We start from the raw sequence: 19,533 nt of genomic DNA on the forward strand, positions 1-19,533 counted from the left end.
CCGGGTCGACCAGCATGACTGACGGTAGTTGATCGTTGCAGAGCAAGCTCGGCAGCGAGCCGCAGCCACACTCGCAGATGCCGATAGCTGCCGTGTACTCGGTGGCGTACCCGGCTCTGCACTCGAAGCCGTAGGCCGACACTGCTGGCCCGGGACGCGGACGAATACGACCGGTCACGAATACGTGCGTTGCACCAGTCCGCGCCGGCATTGGCGGCGAGCACTCCAGCGTCTGGACCTGCGTCGCCCACGCCGTTCGCGTACTTCGACCGCCGCTCGTCTTCGTGGAGAACGTCGCCGCCCTCCTCCGACGCGGACTCGACGTCGTCGAAGCCGACCTGGCCTCGATCGGGTACGACACGAGCTGGCTGTGCCTAAGAGCATCCGACATCGGCGCCGCCCACCGACGCGACCGGTTGTTCCTGCTTTATCTGGACAGTCGAGTGCCCTTGTGGTGCAGATCACGCGGGGAGCGTGAGGTGATACCACTGTCGGGTGCGGTACCGCCACGCCCGGACCCTGGTCCGCCGCGCTGGCACGCGCTACGCGACGCCGTACCGGTGCCACCGGACCTACCCGCCGCCATCGAAGAGTACGGCGCGGCAGTGCGGCTGCTGCACCGGGAATTCCTGGCCGGCAAGCAACCAGTCCAGGCCCGCCATCGGGTGCTGTCGGCGGTGCGGCTCGCCGGGGAGGCGTGCCGGCAGGAGATCCGCTTCTCCGGAACGATCGTGGTCTCCCAGCTGCGTACCGTCGCCAACGAGCTGCTGCGGGCCACCGGGGTCCGACGCGACGAGGCACGCCACCTGGTTCGCCGTGCCGCCGCCGGCCACTGAACGCTCCCACCCGACCGTCGGCCGGCCACGCGCCCCGCCTGCTCCGCCCCAGGGGCGCGCCGATTGGATGTACCGCACTCTGGCGGAGCAGCGTCGGCCGATGCGGAGTTGCCATACCGGCAGCGGGACCTGCCTGCGCTGGCAGACGGCAGCGGGTATTCGGGCTGGAGATGCTGCGCCCGGCGCCAACCCCCAGCTGCGGTATCGCGATGAGCAAGGCCCTGGACCACCGCTGACCGCGTTGGCGATCAGTGCCAGGGCGGCGCAGGGATCACCAGGCGTCCCAGTAGTAATCAGCGAAAAATCACCGACAACGCTGGTCAGAGCCGGTACCGCAGGGCGGCGGTGTCGCTCGTGCCGCCGATCGGTTGACCAGCGTTGCCGTTGATTGCGGGCTGGAAACTACGGCCGGGCCCATGGCGCAACTCCTCGTCGCCTGGGCCGTCGGCGACGACAGCCTGTTCGTGCCACGTGACCCCGACCCCCGAGCAGCAGCAGGCGAAATCCCGCTTCCTCACGCTGCCGCTGACCAGCCAGCAGCGGTGGCTCACCACTCACGCCCACGCTATCCGTACCTGCGGTGACAGGACTCTAACCTGAATCCCCGTGGGGCGGGCGGTTAGCTGGCCGTGCCGGTACCCCTCCGAAAGCTGCCGGCGCGGGGGTGCGGGTTCGGTTACCTCGCCCGTCCCCAGTCGCGTCGGGTGAGCGGCAGGCCCACCCAGAGCAGCAGGAAGGCCAGCGCGGTGATGGCGGACAGGAGCAGGGCGACGCCGCGGGGGAGCACGTAGTCGGTGATCAGCAGCACCGCGCTGGCCATGGCGATCAGCAGGAAGCCCAGGGCGCCGGTGGACACGCGGTGCGCGTATCGGACCAGCTCGGACTTGCGGCCGCGGCGGAACAGTGCCGAGTGCATCGCGACCGGCGCGATGATCAGGGCGGTCGCGGCGGCGGCGGACACCAGCGCAACGAGGTACGCGTCGCGCTGGAACGGGGTCACGTGCGGGAATCCGGCGGTGAACGGCAGGGTGAGCAGGAAGGCGAAGAGGATCTGCACGCCCGTCTGTGCGACGCGCAGCTCCTTCAACTCGTCGGTGAAGTTGCGCTCCAGGCGCTTCTTCTCGGTCTCCCTGGCCATGGCATTCCCACCTCCCGTCCCGTCCGGTTCGGTCGTCAAGGGCAGGACCGGTACCCGATGGTAGAACGGCGCGGGCCGGGGCGCTGGTGTTCGAGGGTTGCCGGCCTGGTTCCGGACGTCGCGGGAGTCGGGGCCGCAGGCCGCGCCCGCATCTGCGGTGCGGCGGGACGTTAGGTGCCGCGAAGAACAGGTATAGGGGGGCATGGCGACGGCAGGTGGCACGGGGACGGTGGCGGGCGGAGGTCGGCCGCCCGAGCCGCCCAACATCCTCTTCATCCTGGCCGACGATCTGGGTTGGGCGGATCTCGGCTGTTACGGCTCCACGGAGATCCGTACCCCCAACCTCGACCGGCTGGCCGGGGAGGGCCTGCTGTTCCGGCACGGCTACGCATGCTCGCCGTGGTGCTCGTCGACGCGCATCGGGCTGTACACCGGGCGCTACCCCACCCGGCTGCAGGCGGGCCTGGAGGAGCCACTGACCACGCGCGCGGAGGGCAACGGGATCCCCGCCGACCAGCCGACCCTGTCGTCGTTGCTGCTCGCCGCCGGCTACGAGACGGCCATGTTCGGCAAGTGGCACTGCGGGTGGTTGCCCTGGTACAGCCCACTGCGCATCGGCTTCCAAAGCTTCTACGGCAACTTCGACGGGGCGATCGACTACTTCGAGCACCTCAACACCACGGGCGAGGCCGACCTGTACGAGGGAGAGACCCCGGTGGAGGAGGCCGGCTACTACACGTCGTTGATCTCCGACCGCGCGGCCGAGTTCGTCGCCGCGGACCGCACCGGCCCGTTCTACGTGCAGCTCAACTACACCGCGCCGCACTGGCCCTGGGAGGGCCCTGGCGACCGCGACGTCGGTGCGGAGATCCGGCGCAGGTTCAGTCGGCAGTCGGTGCCCACCCCCCTGATCCACCCCGACGAAGGCTCGCTGGCGAAGTACGCCGAGCTCGTGCAGGAGATGGACGCGGGCATCGGCAGGGTGCTCGCCGCGCTCGCCGAGGCCGGACGCGCCGAGCAGACCATCGTGGTCTTCACCTCCGACAACGGCGGTGAGCGGTGGTCGAAGAACTGGCCGCTCGTGGGCGAGAAGGGTGACCTCGCCGAGGGCGGCATCCGGGTGCCGCTGATCCTGCGCTGGCCGGCCGCCGTGGCCGGCGGCCAGGTCACCGACGAACCGGTTCACACCCTGGACCTGACCGCGATGCTGCTCGACGCCGGGGGGACGGCGCCGGACGAGGGCTATCCGTTGGACGGGGTGAACCTGTTGCCGTGGCTGGTCGACGGGGTCGACTTCCCCGAGCACGACTTGTTCTGGCGTACCTCCAACCAGGGAGCATTGCGCCGCGGCCGGTACAAGTACCTGTTCGACCGCCGAGACCGCTCGGTGCTGGGCAACTGGCCGCGCCGCCCCGGTCCCTTCCACCTGCTGTACGACGTGACGGTCGACGGCCGTGAGCAGGCGGACATCGCCGACCACCATCCCGAACTGCTGGACGACCTGCGCACGACCTGGACGCGGATCGACGCCGAGCTGCTGACCTTCCCGCCGGAACACCCCGGCGTGCCGGCGACGACGGCCGAGCACAGCGAGCCGGACTGAGGTGGTGTGATGATGCTGCGCGATGTCCTGTCCGGGCTGGCGAACCTGGCGGTCCTGGTGTTCGCCGTGACGTCGATGCTCTCGGTCGGGTTCGTCCACTCGGCCCGGGAGATCCTCAGCCCACTGCGGGACGTGTCGAAGTTGCTGCGGGCGCTGCTGGCCAACTTCGTCCTGGTCCCCCTCCTCGGGCTCGCCATCGTCCGGCTCTGGCCGCTCGAGCGCCCGCTGGAGGCCGGGCTCGTCCTGGTCGCGATGGCCGCCGGCGCACCGTTCCTGATCAAACTGACCGCACTGGCCAAGGCCGAGGTCGCGCTCAGCGCCACGCTGCTGGTGCTGCTGCTACCCCTCACCGTCCTGTACGCGCCGATCGTCGTGCCCCGGGTCCTGCCCGAGGCGGACGTCTCCGCCGTCGCCCTCGCGGTGCCGCTGGTCCTCACCATGCTGCTGCCCCTCGCCGTGGGCCTGCTGGTCCACGCGCGCTGGCCCGCGCTGGCCCGGCGGTCGACGCCGGTCGTCCGCCACGCTTCCACTGTCGCGCTGGTGGTGCTCGTCGCGGGTACCACGCTGGCCAACATCCCGACGATCATCGAGCTGTTCACGACGGGCGCGATCGTGGCGCCCGTGCTGCTGATCGTCGGCGCGTTCGTCATTGGTTTCCTGCTCGGCGGCAAAGACCGCAATGCCCGCGAGGTGCTCGGGCTCGGCACCGCGCAGCGCAACATCTCCGCGGCGACGGTGATGGCCACCCAGGGCTTCGCCGACAACGACACCCTGGTCATGGTGATCGCGGCGTCACTCGCCGGCTTCGCGCTGCTCTTCCCTGCGGCAGCAGTGCTGCGCCGCAGTGAGTCCGCCCCCGCCACCCCGAACGGTTGAGCCGCCTTGTGCGCCCACGCTCGAACCAGGCGTGCGGAGCGCCGGTGCGTCACTCCAGCGCGATCCGCACCACCTGAACGTCCTTGTCGAGGCTCACCTCGAGGATCCGGGGCCGCTCGTGGCGCGGGATCACGCTGATCGTGCCGTCCCGTTCGAGGTAGGCGAGCCGCACCCGGGAGAGATCGTTTTCGCTGCCCGTCTCGTGCAGCGCCTGGTCGAGATCCATCCGGGAGATGTGCGCGTCGCGCAGCGCGGCAGGATCGGCCTGCCCGTCCTTGACCAGCAGCACCGGATGCCCCTTGACGAGCGGACCGAACCAGTCGAGGCGGTACGCGAGGGCCGCCATCAGCCGATGCAACATGACAAGCACGAAACCGGCCAGCCAGATCGCGAGCAGCCCCAAGGTGTTCGTGATGGCGCGGCTCATCACGGAGCCGAACATGATCGCCACGACCAGGTCGAACGCCGTCCCCTTACCGAACAGCCGCTTGTGGCCCAGACGGACGATGATCACCGCCACCACGAAGGTCAGGACCGCCCGCAGCGCCATCTGACCGGGATTGAGATTGTCCGCGCCGATACCGACCAGGGACCGCAAAAACTCAATCATCTGACCGGCACCTCCAGCCTCGCCTGAACCGCGATAATCAGGATCAATCCGAGAATACTGGACACTGCCGGGGCCGCGGCGGCGTGAAGCGACGTTTGCCGTGGACACCACCAGGGGGTGCCGCCAGGCCGCACTGCGGCGAGCCCCGGTCGAGGTAGATCCGTTCGGCCGGCACCCCGAGGTCGAGCAGAACCTGTCGGGTCGCCTCCAGGTTCCGCTAACGGACACCCCGACGGTCAGCATCACTCAAGATTCAATATTTGGCTGGCTGAGACAGCTGATAAAGAGCAAACGACGTCTGCGGCTGGATGGATGTCGTTCGGCAGCGGCCCGTCGACGCCTGGGATGTGACAGGGTCTGCGGAGACCTCCGCGTAGACGAGCACGGCGGGGCCACTGCTTGTAACTTGGCACGTCGACGCCTGGTAATGCCGGGACCATCGAGTCCTTCGTCAAGACCGCGCGTGGTGCGCTCCAGCGCCGCTTGGGCCAGCGGGTGACGTCTGTGGGACAGCACGGGACGTGATCCCTGGGTAGATCGGCGACCTGCTGGCCCAAGTCGTAGCACCACAGGCGGGACAGCGATGCTGATCATGGTTCGAGCCCGCCCGGCTCGGCACACACCTCGCTACAGGCGAGCCCTTGAGCTCTGACGCGAGACGGGAGCCGCGCGGGTCGCTGGGATCGCGAACGGCTCAATCGGAGGGAAGACCATTGAGTCTCGTATCAGGGCGCCGCGCGTTCCCGCCAGGGATCCGAACCAGCTCCGACACGCGAAGGAGTACAGGTGCAGGTGTACTGCGGTATCGACTGGGCTGAGCGGCATCACGATGTGGCCCTGGTCGACCAAGACGGCAACCTCGTGGCCAAGAAACGCCTCCACGAGACCGTCGAAGGATCCGCCCAGCTCGTGGACATGTTGGCCGCGGCGGGCGACAGCGCGGACGCCCCGATCCCGGTAGCGATCGAGACACCGCGCGGCCTGCTGGTCGCGGCGCTACGGGCGATTGTCGAGGGTGTGGTGTTCGGTGAAGCCGGCCAGGTGTCTCGTGGCCAGGTCAACGCCGACCTCCAGCGAGTCCGTCAGCCACGGGATCCAGGCACCGCTCCGCTTGTTGGCCGCAGGGCGGGCCGGCCAAGCAATAGCATTCGGCACACGAGATCAGGCAGCAGGACAGTTCGCCTGCCGAGCGGCGGTTATACCGCCGAAGGGTCTGCGCGGTCACGCCGACATGCAACACTGACCACATGGACCAGCCGGTCATCGCAGAGTTCCAGGGCGGGCCCCTCGACGGTACCCGCCGGATTCAGCAGGACCTGCCGTCGACCTACGTCGAGCCGACTCCAGGGACGGCCACCGGAGACCTCGCTGGGCGATCACATCAGCGGAGAGGCACCTCGATGGTCTATGAGCTATTGATCGACGCGGCGAGCGGGAGACCCGACGCTGACGGCTCCGGACTGTACCGGTACGAGTTCCGGGGCTACCGGCACGGTAAGTAGGCCTTGCCCACCGCCACCACCCGCGCCGAAACCGAGGATGAGAACCAGGTGCAGATGGGTGGAACCTTAAGCTCGTAACTTTTTCATCAGGATGCCGAGCCGGACTCCGAGGCCGTGCTCCGCGCAGCCGGGGTGCAGCCCGACGTCCTGCTCTGGCTGCTGCGGCCTGGCCGGCAACTTCGGTTTCGAACAGGGACACTACGAGGTATCCGAGGCATGCGCCGAGCGAGTTCTGCTGCCGGCCGTGCGGGACGCCGCGGACACTGACGTGCTCCTCGCCGACGGGTTCAGCTGCCGCACCCAGGTGACGGCCTGCTCCCGCAACCGATTCACGTCCTCGTCGTCGGGCACTCCTCGTTCCGAGTTCCGTCAACCGCTGATCCGCCTCCTTGCGTCGATCCACGCGGCGAACCGGCACCGGCCGGATCCAGACAGCGCGCACCAGGGCGGACAAACCCTCAGTTACCCGACGGGACTGATCGCCATAGCGTACAAATCTCGCCCGAGTGCCGAGTGGGTCAGGCAAGGAGACAGCCAATCAAGGGTCGGCCCCGGCGACGAGTTCGCGGCCATCCCTTCAGGCCAACCGGTACGCGGCCGCGGTTGGGCCGGAATTGCATGCGGTGGCCGGCACCGTCCAGTTGTGCAGCCACGCTGCGTTCGGTGGCTGGCACCGGTGAGGCGTGAGCGGCCGCGGGCACCGGCCGAACTCCGGCTGCGCCGAGCCCGCCGGCCGTGACGCTCCGGCGAGGCAGCCACCCGGCACCCGCCGGCAGCATTCCTCAGGGGTCCGCGTCGCCCACGCCGCCAGCGATCTCGGTGTGCGCTGGTACAGGAACCGGCCCGACAGGAGTTGGCTGGCCTAGGCTCACTGCCGTTTCCAGCATCAGCGCATGCACCAACGCCTGCGGCAGGTTGCCGCGCAACTGCCGCTGGCCGACGTCATACTCCTCGGTGTAGAGGCCCGGCGGCCCGCACGCCGCTCGGTTGCGCTCGAACCATCGGTTCACCCCGACCGGGTCGCCGCCTTCAAGGCGGCGAGCGCTGCCGCGAAGCCGCAGAGCAGAAACGCGCCCGCCGCGTCGCCGAGCCACCGCCGGCCTGGCGGCGACGCACCTCGACGACCTTGCCAGCACGCTGGGCGATCTGTCCTACGCGATCGACGATCTCGAAGCCCGGCGGGCGGCCGCGTTCCGGGTTCGCCGGACAACCCGGCACCTCGTACACGACCTCAACGTGCACACGTCCCCGATTCCGGAATCACAAGAGGCAATCACCGTCACCCTGATCAAGATCGTCGTCGCCGACATCGTGGTCTTCGCCGACGCCAATCGGGTGGGGACGTAAGGACGCCGAGTACCGCAGGGCATCACGCTGCGCGAGGGGTTGCCGGTTGGCGCGGGCAGAGACCCTGTTCCGCATCGCCCGGTTGTCGGCCCCGCACACGTCCGCCGCGTCACGGACGCCTCGCCGCGCCGTTCGGCGACGTCCGCCTCAAGTGGGTGGTGGTGGCGGGACCGGCCGGCCGGCGGGCACCGGTCGGGCGCGTTCGGCCCAGGTGTGCAGGGCGTCGCGGTCGCCGGCGGCGTCCAGGTTGAGCGCTGCCTCGATGAGGGCGAGGTGGGTGAACGCCTGAGGATAATTGCCCAGGGCGGTTCCGTCGCCGGCGAGTTGTTCGGAGTAGAAGCCGAGCGGTCCCGCGTATGCGCTGAGTTGGTTGAAGAGCTGCCGTGCCGAGTCTCGCTCGCCGGCCAGCACGAGGGCGGAGACCAGTTCGAACGAGCAGAGCAGGAACGCCCCCTCCTCGCCGGGCAGCCCGTCGTCCGCCTGGTACCGGCGGATCAGGGCGGGGCCGATCGCGAGTCGCTGCCGGATCCGGTCGATGGTGGCGAGCATCCGCGGGTCGTCAGCGGGGAGGAAGCCGACCAGCGGGATCCGCAGCAGGGACGCGTCGAGATCGGTGCAGCCGTACGCCAGCACGAAGCTGCCCGCCGCGTCGTCGTAGCCGCGGTCGAGGACCTCGGCGTGCAGGTCGTCGCGGGCCTGCCGCCAGCTGTCGACGGCGGCGGCGCGGTCGTCGAGCAGGTCGGCCAGGCGGATGCCCCGGTCGAGGCAGACCCAGGTCATCACCTTCGAGTTGACGTAGTGCCGGCGGGGGCCGCGGATCTCCCAGGTGCCGTGGTCGGGTTCGCGCCACCGCCGCGCCATGGTGTCGACGTGCCGCCGCAGCAGCCGCCACTGGTCGCCGGTCAGGTCGCCGGTGAGCTGCTGGTAGACCAGCGCGGCGTCGAGGATGTGACCGTAGGTGTCGAACTGGACCTGGTCGGCGGCCTCGTTGCCGGTGCGGACCGGTCGCGAGTCGGCATAGCCGGACAGGTGCGGCAGTTCCCGCTCGGTGGTGGTGTGGCCGTGGATGCCGACGAGCGGGGCGATCGGGTCCGCCTGCGTGGCGCAGATGTCCAGCAGGAAGTGCAGGTACCGCCGGCCCTCCTCGGCGTGACCGAGTCGGAACAGGGCGAGCAGTAGCAGCGAAGCGTCCCGGTGCCAGGTGAACCGGTAGTCCCAGTTCCGCACCCCGCCGATCTCCTCGGGCAGCGCGGTGGTGGTGGCGGCCAGCAGGGCGCCGGTCTCGTCGAACGACAGGCCGCGCAGCACCAGGGCGCTGCGCCGCACGGCCTCCGCGGCGAAGCCGGCGTAGTCGCTGCGGCCGGACCAGTCCCGCCAGGTGCGGCAGGTCCGATCGAGCAGCCCGGTCGGATCCGGCGCCGGCCCCGCGGCGTCGCCGTAGTCGAGCAGGATGGTGGCCGTCCGGCCGGCGGGCAGTTCCACCTCGGCGGTCAGCGCCGCCCCGTCCGCGACGAGCGGCAGGTCCGCGCCGACCCGCAGCGGAACCCCGGAGGCGTGCCACCGGCCGTCGACCTGCGTCCAGCCGGTGGCCCCGGCGCCGAAGCCGGGTCGTGGGGTGATCCGCACCATCAGCCGCACCACACCGCGCTCGGCCGTCACCTGGCGGACCAGTACCTTGCCGGCCCGGATCGGTTGCGCGGCGTCGCCCGGCCCGACGGCGAGGAAGTCTCGGCCGACGGCCCTGCCGCCCGGGCCGTCGTACTCGCTGTGTAGCACCAGGGTGTCCGGCAGGTACCGGCGGGCCGCTGCCGGGCAGCCGTCGACGGTGAGCGAGAACGCGCCGCCGACCTGTCGGTCGAGCAACCGGGCGAAGACGGCGTCACCCTCGAAGTGCGGTACGCAGAACCATTCGACCGTCCCGTGCGGTGCGACCAGCGCGGCGGTGTGGGTGTCGGAGAGGAAGGCGTACGAGTCGACGGGCGGGAAGCTCATACCAGCTCCGGCAGCACGCGGGAGCCGAAGACCTCCAGGAATCCGTCCTGGTCCCGCCCGACATGGTGCAGGTAGATCTCGTCGACGCCCAGGTCAGCGTACTCGCGCAGCCAGTGCGTGTGCCGGCCGGTGTCGCTGGAGACCAGCACGTGCTCCCGCATGTCCTCCCGGCGGACGTAGGCGGTGGCCTCGGCGAAGTCGTCCGGGGTGGCCAGGTCCCAGCCGAGATCGCTGCCGAGGATGGCGGTACGCCACTGCTCGTGGGCCACCCGTAGGGCGGTCTCCTCGTCGGCGGCCCAGGACAGGTGCACCTGCAGCAGTACCGGCCCGCCACCCCCGCCGTCCCGGTACGCGTCGACCACCTGCCGTACCCTGTCGATGCCCTGGTTGATGGTGATCAGCCCGTCCGCCCAGGAACCCGCCCAGCGGGCGGTCTCCGGGGTGACCGCCGCCGCGTACACCGGTGGCGGCTGCGCCGGCCGCGACCACAGCACCGCCCGGTCGACGGTGACCAGCCCCCTGTGGTCGACGCACTCGCCGGCGAACAGGGCGCGGATCACCTGCACGCACTCCCGCAGCCGGGCGTTGCGTTCCGGCTTGGCCGGCCACCGGGCGCCGGTGATGTGCTCGTTGAGCGCCTGGCCGCTGCCGAGGGCGAGCCAGAACCGACCCGGGAACATCTCCGTCAGGGTGGCCGCGGCCTGCGCGACGATGGCCGGGTGGTAGCGCTGGCCGGGCGCGTTCACCACGCCCAGCGGCAGGTCGGTACGGGCCAGCGCCGCCCCCAGCCAGGACCAGGCGAATCCGGAGTGGCCCTGCTCAGCCCCAAACGGGGCGAAGTGGTCCGAGCACATCGCGCGGGTGAAACCGGCCGCCCGGGCCGCCTCGACCAGCCGCAGCAGCGCGCTCGGCGGGAACTGCTCGTGCGAGGCGTGGAAGCCGAGGACCGGCATGGGCTCCTCCCGCCGTCGGTGCTCCGCCGGGTGCGGATGACCCGGTTTACCCGCCCTTCCCGCGCGGAAACGACGCCCGCACCCGGCGGCACGACGCCCCGAACCGGCCGGGCAGGATCCCATCACTGCCGGGCAGGCTGCCGAGCAGGACGGCGCGGCTGCTGCGTGGGCCAGGTCCTCCGCCACGTTGCCCAGCAGCTTCTCGTCGAGCCCGTGCCCCAGCCGCCCGATCACCAGCAGGTCCACGTCGCGGACGTCGGCGGCGGCCAGGATGGCGTCGGCCGGGTGGCCGGCCACGATCTCCGTGCTCGCGTCGCCCAACCCGTCCGGCAGGGTGCGGGCAACCTCGTCCAGCATCCGCCGGGCCCGCTGGCGCTCCGCGTTCGCCTCGAGGTCAACCAGGTCCGGGTCGGTGACGGTGACCAGGACCAGCTCGCTGGTGGTCCCGGTCAGCGCGTGGGCGACGGCGCGCAGCGCCCGGTCGGAGCCGGGTGAGCCGTCCAGGCCGACCAGCGCGCGCAAGGCCGGGCCGGGTGGGTGCCGGCGCCCGGAAGCGGACGTCGAACCGCTGCCGGGCGGCCCGACCACGCTCGACGACGATCGGGACGAGCAGCGGGCCGGGCAGCCCGCCGACGAGGTACCAGAGCAGGTTGCGGTACCCGCCGCGGGTGACGAAGACCGCCGCGGTAGCCAGTTCCGCCGCCAGCCAGGCCACCAGCGCCAGCTGGGCCCAGCCCAGCTCAGCCATGGTGGCTCCGGGGCGCGGGTGGTGCGGGCGGGTCGGTCATGCCGGTGAATACTCCCGGCGGCGGTGGGTACGCCACCGCGTCCAGTCGGGGGAGGAAGGGTCGTGGGACAGGAGTTCGTCAACTGGTCCGGCAGCCTGTCCTTCACGCCCGCCGAGTACGCGGAACCGGCCGACGAGGACGAGGTCCGCGCCCTCGTGCGGCGCGCCCGGCAGGACGGAACCCCGGTCCGCCCGGTGGGCTCGGGACACTCGTCGAGCCCGCTGGTCCGGACCGACGGGATCCTGCTCAGCCTGGACCGGATGGCCGGAGTGATCTCCGACCGGGGCAACCTGGCCACGGTGTGGGCGGGCACAAGGCTGAAGACGCTGGGGGAGGGCCTGTACGACGCCGGTCTGGCGATGGACAACCTCGGCGACGTGGACTACCAGTCGATCGCCGGGGCGACCGCCACCGGCACCCACGGCACCGGCCTCCGCTTCGGGAACCTGTCCACCCAGGTGGCCGGCGTCCGACTGGTCACCGGCACGGGCGAGATCCTGGACATCGGCGCGGACAGCAACCCCGAACTCCTGCCGGCGGTGCGGTTGTCCCTCGGCACCCTAGGCGTGGTCACCCAGGTCACCCTCCAGGTGCAGCCCCGCTACGACCTGCACCGACGGTCCTGGTGCGCCCCCATCGACTGGACCCTCGACCACCTCGCGGAGCTCCAGCACACCAACCGCAACATGGACTTCTACTGGTACCCACGCAGCGACCAAACGCAGATCCGGGTGATGAACCGGGCCGACGAGACACCCGAGCAGCAGGTCTGGGCCCTGCCCCGGGTGCCCGGGTCGGACCCGTGGGCACAGGCCCGCGAGGTCCAGGTCGGACCGACGCACCGCACCATCCCCCGGCACCGCGAGCTGCGATTCGAGGAGATCGAGTACATGCTGCCGGCGGAGGCGTTCCCGGCCTGCTTCGCCGAGGTTCGGCGGCGGATCCGGGAACGGCACCGCCGGGTGGCCGGATGGCGGGTGCTGGTGCGCAGCATCGCCGCCGACGACATCTGGCTCAGCAACGCGTACGGCCGGCCCACCACCACCATCGCCTGCCTTCAGAACACCTCGCTGCCCTACGAGGAGTACTTCCGGGACATGGAGGCGGTCTTCCGGCAGTACGGCGGCCGGCCGCACTGGGGCAAGAAACACTGGCTGACCGCCCGCCAGCTGCGCCCCCTCTATCCCCGCTGGGACGACTTCCAGGCGCTGCGGCGCCGACTCGACCCGGACGGGGTGTTCCTCAGCCCCGACCAGACCCGGCTGCTGGAGGAGCGGTGATCCCGGAAATCGGCGCGCGGACCTGGGTGGTACCCGGCGGGCACGTGCCGTTTCCCAACCACGGCCCGGAACCGGAGTTCACCGGCTTCGACCAGCTCTGCGTACTCAACGCCACCGACCGGGACGCCGAGCTCGGCCTGGACATCTACTACGAGGACGCGGACCCGGTCGGGCCGTACCGGATCCTGGTCGGCGCCCGGCGCATCCGGCATGTCCGGGTCAACGATCTGATCGACCCTGCGGCGGTACGGCTGGACCGGCCCTACGGGTGCGTGCTGCGCTCGCCGGTGCCGGTGGTGGTGCAGTTCCTCCGGCAGGACACCCGGCTGCCGGGCGTTGTCGCGCTCACTGGCACGATGGCCCATCCCGCATGACAGCGGCGAAGGTTCGCGACCGTCCGCGCCGGGTATGTCCGGCCACGCGGTTCCCGGCGGACACACGGTGACGACGGCACTGCGGGTCCGATTGCGGCACGCTGGCCGGACGGGTCGCCGCCGGTTGGAGACGTACCTCATCGTGGCGGCGCAGGCCGGCCTGGCCGCGACCCTGGCCTGGCTGGCAGCCCGGGAGCTGCTGGGCAACCAGGATCCGACCTTCGCCCCGGCTGAAGCGGTCGGTGTGATCGCCGCCGCACTGGGCAACCGAGCCCGACGCACCGTGGAGCTGGTCGTCGGGGTGTTACTCGGCATCTTCGTCGGCGATACGCTGGTGGAAATCCTGGGTACCGGCCCGTGGCAGACGGGCGTCATCGTCTTCCTGTCGGCGGCGGTGGCTGCGGCGGCTCGCGGCACCGGTGCGCTGATGACCCAAGCCGGCGGTACCGCGGTGCTGGTCGCCACCGTCACCCCCACCTCGCCCGACCTGGAGTGGTCCCGGACCGCCAACGCGACGGTCGGGGGAGCGATCGGCCTGCTGGTGGTGCTGGTGCTCGCCCCGTTGAACCCGATGCGCACCGTACGCCGGGTCGCGGACCCGACACTGAACCTTTTCGCCCGGGAAATGACCGCCTCGGCGGAGGCGCTGGCCCGCGCTGACGCCCGCGCCGCTCAGGAGATCTTGCACCGGATGCGCGCCGCGAAGCCACAGCTGGAGCGGCTCAGCGAGGCGGTGACCGCCGCCGAGGAGGTCGTCCGGCTCCCCCCGGTGCGCTGGCGCCGCCGTCGAACGCTGGCCGCCTACGGGCGGGCTGTCGAGCACATGGACCGGGCCTTCCGCAACAGCCAGGCCATGGTGCGCCGCATCGGCACCACGCTGCGCGACGAGGAACCGGTCCCGGCCGACCTGCCCGCCGCCGTCGAACGTCTCGGCGAGGCCGTGCGGATGCTGCACCGCGAGTTCCTCGCCGCCCGCGAACCCGTGCAGACGCGCGAGCGGGTGCTGAGCGCGGTGCGGGAAGCCGGCGAGGCATGCCGGCAAGACATTGGATTCTCCGGCACCATCGTCGTGGCGCAGCTGCGCACTGTTGCCAATGACATGCTCCGCGCCACCGGGGTGTCCAGCAACGAGGCCCGGCGGATGGTCCGCCGGGCCGCCGCCGGGTAGTCGCAACGCGAGCACCATCACCAGTCGAAGAACAACCTCCGCAAAGGCGGCCTGCTGCCCGCTGCCCTCCCGCCGCAGCAGAAACCGCCGCGCGCCCCACTCTGTGTCGCCGCCGGCCCAAACCGGCGTCCCACAACCCGTCATCTCAACGCCCGCTACCGCAGGGCAGTGAAGGCCCGCGGCCACTTCCCCAACGAGCAGGCGGCGTTGAAGTGTCTGTACCTGGTTACCAGGTCCCTGGATCCCACCGGAGCAGGCAGAACGCGATGGACGATGCGCTGGAAACCCGCGTTGAACGCCTTCGCCATCACCTTCAGCGACCGCTTCCCAGCCGCTGAAACCTACTAACCAAGATCGCCGGGGCTCGGTATGACGGGGACGCCGACCCATGCTGGTCAGGAAGACTCCACCGCGTCCGCGCCGGTGAGGCGCCGCAGTTGAGCGGTGAACGCTCGTCGCGCTGGGTGGTCGCTTGCGGGCCCTATCGGCGGCTCAAGCAAGGCCAAACGACGTACGGCCAGGCCGGCTCAACGACCTGATCGATCACGAGGCGGTCCACGTCGATCGACCGTACGGATGCGTGCTGCGTTCGCCGGTGCCGGTGGTCGTGCAGTTCCTCCGCCAGGACACTCGGCTGCCGGGCGCGGTCACGCTGACCGGCGCGATGGCGTTCCTCGCCTAACCGCGTGTGACGAACGTGAATCCGGGTAGCCGCCCCCATGTTCGCCCGCGTCGCGCCAGCGGAAAGCCCCGGCTCACCGGTCGGTCGGCTGCGGAGCCGGCTGGCCAAAGCCAGCCGGGCCGCGTACCGGCGGTTCCGGACGTACCTGATTATCGGCGTCCAGGCCGGTCTCGCGGCAGCGCTCGCCTGGGTGATCGCCCATCAGCTGCTGCGCATCGAGGAGCCCACGTTCGCTCCGGGTGCCGCGGTGGCGGTGATCGGTGCGTCGCTGGCCAGGCGAGCGCTGCGCACCGTCGAGCTGCTCCTGGGCATTGGGGTCGGCATCGCCGCCGGTGACTTGCTGATCGCCCTGATCGGCACCGGAGCGTGGCAAACCGGGATCATCGTCTTCCTGGCAGTCACCGGCGCGGCTGCCGCTCGGGGTACCGGCCTGCTGATGACGCAGGCCGGCGCCACCGCGGTACTGGTGGCGACGCTCACCCCGGCCAACCCCGACTTGGAGCTGCCCCGGGCGATCAACGCCCTGGTCGGCGGCCTGGTCGGGCTCGTCGTGATGCTGGTCCTGGCGCCGCTCAACCCGTTACGCACCATACGTCGGGTCGCCGGCTCCGCCTTGGACCTATTCGCCCGCCAGATGACCGCCTGCGCCGAGGCCCTCGCCAATGGTGACGCCAGCCAGGCGGAAGCGGTGCTGGACCAGATGCGCAACTCGGAGTCGAAGCTGATCCAGCTCAGGGAGGCGGTGTCCGCCGCCGACGAGGTGGCCCAGTTCTCCCCGCTACGGTGGCGCCGGCGTCGGGCGGTAAGCGCCTACCGGGATGGCGTCAAGCACATGGAGCGGGCGTACCGCAACAGCCGGACTCTGGCCCGCCGCGCTGGCACAGCCCTACGCGACGCTGAACCGGTGCCACCGGACTTACCCGCCGCCATCGAAGAGTACGGCGCGTCGGTGCGGCTGTTGCACCGAGAGTTCCTGGCCGGCGAGGAACCGGTCCAGGCCCGCGATCGGGCGCTGTCGGCAGTGCGGCTCGCCGGGGAGGCGTGCCGGCAGGAGATCGGCTTCTCCGGAACGATCGTGGTCTCCCAGCTGCGTACCGTCACCAACGACCTGCTGCGAGCCACCGGGGTGCGGCGCGACGAGGCACGCCACCTGGTTCGCCGTGCCGCCGCCGGCCACTGAACGCTCCCACCCGACCGTCGGCCAGCCACGCCGCCCACCAGGTCGGCCTACTTACCAGTCTCGCAGCAGGTCCGCCCACGATCCGGTCGATTCGCGGTAGCCGTCGGCCAGGGCGACTAGCTCCTTGGTGACCGTCGGCGCGAACCCCGACCATCACGAGCAGGCAGAGTCTGTCCTCGCCGAGACGCACATGGACGTGGATGCCATCGGCCCAACACATACAAGTAGTCAACCCGCGACAGGTCCAGCTTGCATCAGGTGCGGTAATCGTCGGTCCTGGCATCGGCGGTGGATCCGCAGGTGGTGGCCGGCTCGGCCGAGGAGGAGAACGCCGCGTTGCGGCGGCGGGTGCGACAGTTGGAGAAGGCACGGGACATTCTGCGGAAGGCAGCCCGGGTATTTCGCCGGGGAGACGCGGTTGTGTCAGATCATTGAGTCGCTCGAGCTTCTACTACTGGCGGTCGACTGCCACGATGCGGAAGGCCGCCGAGGTGCCCCTCGCGGGGTCGGATCGGGCGGTGCACACGGCGAAGGGCGGCATCTATGGGGCGCCGGCACTCCAATGTCCCGCACCGCCGGTCTGGCTGATCCATGACCACAACCACCGGTGGATGACTCGACCTGCCGGTCCGATGGTCGAATATCGGGCGAGATTGGGCGTTGCCCACCGGCGACCTCGGTCGGGTCGTCGCTCGCTGCGGGGCACCAAGGAGGCCACAGAGGCCGTGACCATCGATCACCTCATCGGCAAGCGCCTCGGTAAGGGCATCTGGGTCCGACCGCCTCCCCCTCGGCGCGGGCATGACGGACGATCCGGAGCAGGCGGCCATCGGGTTTCGAGGCACTGATGACGGGCAAGGACGACGGTGTGGTCGGCTCGCTGAAGAACGAGGTGATGGCCGACATCGCCGAGGTGAGGTCGTAGACGGAGAAGCCACAGATGCATCGCAGGATGGGCCCGGGGAGCTGGCGCGGAACCACCGATACCGGCCCGGGGCAGGAGAGGATAGCGGCGATGAACCAGCCGGTGGACAACACGACAGCATATGGGCACGATCAGGACCGTCAGCCGCCGAAGAGTCGCACAACCGCGCAGCGGACGGCGGACCGGAACCCCGACGACTACGGCCCGGACGCCGAGGACGGCACCGACGTCAACCCGGATTCGGGAGTCGAGTTCGGCGAGGTCGACAGCACCCCTGGCACCCGACCTCGCTGACTGTCGGCTCTGTGTCAACCCACTCAGGCCTACCGAGAGTTCAGCTTCCCGCAACCTCAAATAGGTGACACTGTCAACAACAGGACTGACTTGATTTTTAACCTGTGCGGCGTGGTCGGGGATTGACGGTCTTCGCCTTCTTGTAGCCGGTGTCTTGGCGTTGGTGGTGGTCGGATGTGGACGTCGTAACGCGCGATGGGGTGAGTGTTGCGGTGTCCGGGTGGCCGCCCTGGTCCTGGCCGGGAGGGTTTGGGTGCACTGGCCGGGCAGGTCAGAGGCTGTCGCACAGCTTCCGATCTTCAACTGTCAAGAGGTCCTCTGCCTGGCATCGTGGTGGAAGATCTTGTTCAGGTTGTGCACCGCCCCGAGGAGTTTGATCTCGGTGTCGACGGCGGCGATGCCGCGTCGGTGCACGCGGCGTCCGAAGCGCTGGAACAGCTGGTCGAAGCCTGGTTCGACGAGGGCGCCGCGGCGGGCGTAGAGCTTCTTGCCTTCGGCGGATGCCAGCCGGGTGGCCATCTCGCGGTGACCGGCGGGGACGTCGTGCCTGGGTGGCGTGCTCGCGTGGGTCGGCTCGTACTCCTTGGTGATCGACACCAGCAGCGGGAGATCGGCCAGGGCTGCGAAGTTCGCGGTGCTGGCATAGCCGCTGTCGGCCAGCCATGCCGCGACGGCGCCGGTGAGGCCCGCGGCCGCGCTGTTGTGCTGAGCGCGTCTGATGACCGGGATCAGGGCGGTGGTGTCGGAGGGTTGTCGTGCAGCTCCATCGCGAGGAGGACCTGGTTGCGGGCGCTGGCGATCTGCACGTTGTAGCCCTGCACGTATCCCCCGTGCTTGCCGAGCATCTGGCTCCCCTCTGTGTCAAGACATCGCCGGGAGGAGAGTTCTATCCTGGGTCTCGGCGGGTCCGGGAAGTGACTTCTCCGAAGAGCCGGCTGGGGGATGAGAGTCGGTCACGCTGGAGTCAGTAGTCGTTCCCCGGTGTCCTCCCGGGCCCGCCGCCGTGGCCACCGCGTCGCTGATCATGCACCGGTAGACGATGTCGGACAGGCGTCGTTTCAGGGCGCGCATCGCTTCCATCGATGTCTTGCCGCCGGCTTTCTTCCGGTCGAAGTAGGCGCGTCCTTCGGTGGGGTTGCGCAGCTGGACGGTGGCCATGATGTGCAGCACCCGGTTGATCTGCCGGTTCCCGGCACGGGAGAGCCGGTGGCGTACCTGCTCGCCGGAGGATGCGTCGATGGGGGCGGTGCCGTTCCAGGAGGCGAAGTGGGCCCGGTTCGGGAAGCGGGTGATGTCACCGACCTCGACCAGCAGCCGGGCGGCGCCGGACGGTCCGATGCCGTGCAGGTCCATCAACGTGGTGCCGGTGGAGGCGACCAGTTCCTTCAGTTCCTTGTCTGCCTCCTTGGAGCGGCGGTAGACCCGTTCGAGGTCGGCGTTCAGCTCCGCGGCGACCCGCCGTCGGGCCTTGCCGACCGCGTCACGGGGCCGGACAGTGGCCAGCAGCGCCTTGGCCTGGGCGGCGGACAGACTCTTCTTCGCCCCACCCGTAATCAGTTCCAGCAGCAGTTGATGCAGCTGGGACACCATCCGGGTGTGGTCCTCGCCGAGCGAGCGGCGCCGGTCGACCAGAATCCGCAGCAGGGCCAGCTGCTCATCGTTGACGACGGGGCGCAGCCCGGTCATTCGGGTGCCGACCAGCGCGATGGAGTGGGCGTCGGTGGCGTCGGTCTTGCGGCCCTGCCCGGTGGCGAACACCCGCGCCCTGGCGGACAGCTTCGGTGGCACGTCGACGACCTGCTCGCCGTCGGCCAGTAGCCGGTTGGCGATGTGCCGGCCGATACCCTGGCAGCCCTCGATCGCCCAGACCCGCCTCGGCCACCGCTTGGCGTACTTCCTCATCGCCGCGTAGCCGTCCCGGCCGGTGTCGAACCGGCCGCCGCCGACGACGGTCTCGTCGCCGGCCATGACCTCGATCGTGGCAG

General features: G+C 70.2%; 17 protein-coding genes and 5 pseudogenes. 12 read left to right on the plus strand and 10 right to left on the minus strand.

Annotated features, from left to right (window positions below; genetic code table 11):
• Positions 1–209 precede the first annotated feature (209 nt).
• Positions 210–836 carry a DNA cytosine methyltransferase gene (locus DLJ59_RS37420; RefSeq protein WP_244236042.1) on the plus strand — a complete coding sequence of 209 codons (627 nt, stop codon included), beginning with the start codon at positions 210–212 and terminating at the stop codon, positions 834–836.
• 320 nt (positions 837–1,156) lie between these two features.
• Here DLJ59_RS37420 and DLJ59_RS15150 read toward each other — a convergent pair whose 3' ends face one another.
• Positions 1,157–1,390, minus strand: coding sequence for a hypothetical protein (locus tag DLJ59_RS15150; protein ID WP_089020012.1), 234 nt, complete (start codon positions 1,388–1,390; stop codon positions 1,157–1,159).
• 122 nt (positions 1,391–1,512) lie between these two features.
• Entirely contained in the window at positions 1,513–1,974 is a 462-nt protein-coding gene (locus tag DLJ59_RS15155) for a DUF6328 family protein (protein ID WP_124773172.1), read from the minus strand.
• Positions 1,975–2,176: 202 nt separating this feature from the next.
• On the opposite strand from DLJ59_RS15155, the gene DLJ59_RS15160 reads away from it, so the two are divergent.
• Positions 2,177–3,577, plus strand: coding sequence for a sulfatase family protein (locus tag DLJ59_RS15160; RefSeq protein ID WP_124773174.1), 1,401 nt, complete (start codon positions 2,177–2,179; stop codon positions 3,575–3,577).
• Positions 3,578–3,586: 9 nt separating this feature from the next.
• A complete protein-coding gene (locus DLJ59_RS15165) occupies positions 3,587–4,453 on the plus strand; it encodes a bile acid:sodium symporter family protein (RefSeq protein WP_208648702.1) in 867 nt (288 codons plus the stop codon).
• A gap of 49 nt (positions 4,454–4,502) precedes the next feature.
• On the opposite strand, the gene DLJ59_RS15170 is transcribed toward DLJ59_RS15165, so the two are convergent.
• Positions 4,503–5,171, minus strand: coding sequence for a DUF421 domain-containing protein (locus tag DLJ59_RS15170; RefSeq protein ID WP_158630838.1), 669 nt, complete (start codon positions 5,169–5,171; stop codon positions 4,503–4,505).
• Between the two features lie 678 nt (positions 5,172–5,849).
• On the opposite strand from DLJ59_RS15170, the pseudogene DLJ59_RS15175 reads away from it, so the two are divergent.
• A pseudogene (locus DLJ59_RS15175) lies at positions 5,850–6,065 on the plus strand (IS110 family transposase); the annotation flags it as partial.
• Positions 6,066–6,673: 608 nt separating this feature from the next.
• Positions 6,674–6,872: pseudogene (locus tag DLJ59_RS15180) on the plus strand (hypothetical protein); the annotation flags it as partial.
• A 475-nt stretch (positions 6,873–7,347) separates the two neighbouring features.
• Here the strand turns inward: DLJ59_RS15180 and DLJ59_RS15185 are convergent.
• The 4 genes and pseudogenes from DLJ59_RS15185 to DLJ59_RS37435 form a co-directional block, all read right to left on the minus strand.
• Positions 7,348–7,670 (minus strand): annotated as a pseudogene (locus DLJ59_RS15185) (hypothetical protein); the annotation flags it as partial.
• Positions 7,671–8,059: 389 nt separating this feature from the next.
• Positions 8,060–9,904 (minus strand): glycoside hydrolase family 15 protein, encoded by a 1,845-nt coding sequence (locus DLJ59_RS15190; RefSeq protein ID WP_124773178.1) that lies wholly within the window; start codon positions 9,902–9,904, stop codon positions 8,060–8,062.
• Positions 9,901–11,370, minus strand: coding sequence for a TIGR03885 family FMN-dependent LLM class oxidoreductase (locus DLJ59_RS37425; RefSeq protein ID WP_341869599.1), 1,470 nt, complete (start codon positions 11,368–11,370; stop codon positions 9,901–9,903). Before DLJ59_RS37425 ends, DLJ59_RS15190 begins: the two co-directional genes overlap by 4 nt.
• A complete protein-coding gene (locus DLJ59_RS37435) occupies positions 11,252–11,605 on the minus strand; it encodes a hypothetical protein (RefSeq protein ID WP_244236035.1) in 354 nt (117 codons plus the stop codon). Before DLJ59_RS37435 ends, DLJ59_RS37425 begins: the two co-directional genes overlap by 119 nt.
• 102 nt (positions 11,606–11,707) lie before the next feature.
• Between DLJ59_RS37435 and DLJ59_RS15200 the strand changes: the two genes are divergently transcribed.
• The 6 genes and pseudogenes from DLJ59_RS15200 (at position 11,708) to DLJ59_RS15225 (ending at position 16,329) form a co-directional block, all read left to right on the plus strand.
• Positions 11,708–12,925 (plus strand): D-arabinono-1,4-lactone oxidase, encoded by a 1,218-nt coding sequence (locus tag DLJ59_RS15200; RefSeq protein WP_124773182.1) that lies wholly within the window; start codon positions 11,708–11,710, stop codon positions 12,923–12,925.
• Entirely contained in the window at positions 12,922–13,299 is a 378-nt protein-coding gene (locus DLJ59_RS15205) for a sensory rhodopsin transducer (RefSeq protein ID WP_124773184.1), read from the plus strand. The genes DLJ59_RS15200 and DLJ59_RS15205 overlap by 4 nt, the downstream gene beginning before the upstream one ends.
• 67 nt (positions 13,300–13,366) lie before the next feature.
• The gene (locus tag DLJ59_RS15210; protein WP_244236036.1) at positions 13,367–14,467 is read left to right on the plus strand and encodes an FUSC family protein; all 1,101 of its coding nucleotides are present in this window, start codon (positions 13,367–13,369) and stop codon (positions 14,465–14,467) included.
• 144 nt (positions 14,468–14,611) lie between these two features.
• Positions 14,612–14,815, plus strand: a pseudogene (locus DLJ59_RS15215) (transposase); the annotation flags it as partial.
• A gap of 124 nt (positions 14,816–14,939) precedes the next feature.
• Positions 14,940–15,149 (plus strand): sensory rhodopsin transducer, encoded by a 210-nt coding sequence (locus DLJ59_RS37440; protein ID WP_244236037.1) that lies wholly within the window; start codon positions 14,940–14,942, stop codon positions 15,147–15,149.
• Between the two features lie 37 nt (positions 15,150–15,186).
• Positions 15,187–16,329, plus strand: a complete 1,143-nt coding sequence (locus DLJ59_RS15225; RefSeq protein ID WP_124773188.1) for an FUSC family protein — start codon at positions 15,187–15,189, stop codon at positions 16,327–16,329.
• Between the two features lie 60 nt (positions 16,330–16,389).
• On the opposite strand, the pseudogene DLJ59_RS15230 reads toward DLJ59_RS15225, so the two are convergent.
• Positions 16,390–16,574, minus strand: a pseudogene (locus tag DLJ59_RS15230) (transposase); the annotation flags it as partial.
• A gap of 770 nt (positions 16,575–17,344) precedes the next feature.
• On the opposite strand from DLJ59_RS15230, the gene DLJ59_RS15235 reads away from it, so the two are divergent.
• Positions 17,345–17,548 carry a hypothetical protein gene (locus DLJ59_RS15235; RefSeq protein WP_124773190.1) on the plus strand — a complete coding sequence of 68 codons (204 nt, stop codon included), beginning with the start codon at positions 17,345–17,347 and terminating at the stop codon, positions 17,546–17,548.
• Positions 17,549–17,854: 306 nt separating this feature from the next.
• Here DLJ59_RS15235 and DLJ59_RS15245 read toward each other — a convergent pair whose 3' ends face one another.
• Entirely contained in the window at positions 17,855–18,280 is a 426-nt protein-coding gene (locus DLJ59_RS15245) for a transposase (protein ID WP_341869600.1), read from the minus strand.
• 129 nt (positions 18,281–18,409) lie between these two features.
• Positions 18,410–19,516 (minus strand): IS110 family RNA-guided transposase, encoded by a 1,107-nt coding sequence (locus DLJ59_RS15250; RefSeq protein ID WP_244236038.1) that lies wholly within the window; start codon positions 19,514–19,516, stop codon positions 18,410–18,412.
• Positions 19,517–19,533 lie beyond the last annotated feature (17 nt).

It is taken from the genome of Micromonospora inaquosa, assembly GCF_003857055.1.
Taxonomy (GTDB): domain Bacteria; phylum Actinomycetota; class Actinomycetes; order Mycobacteriales; family Micromonosporaceae; genus Micromonospora; species Micromonospora inaquosa.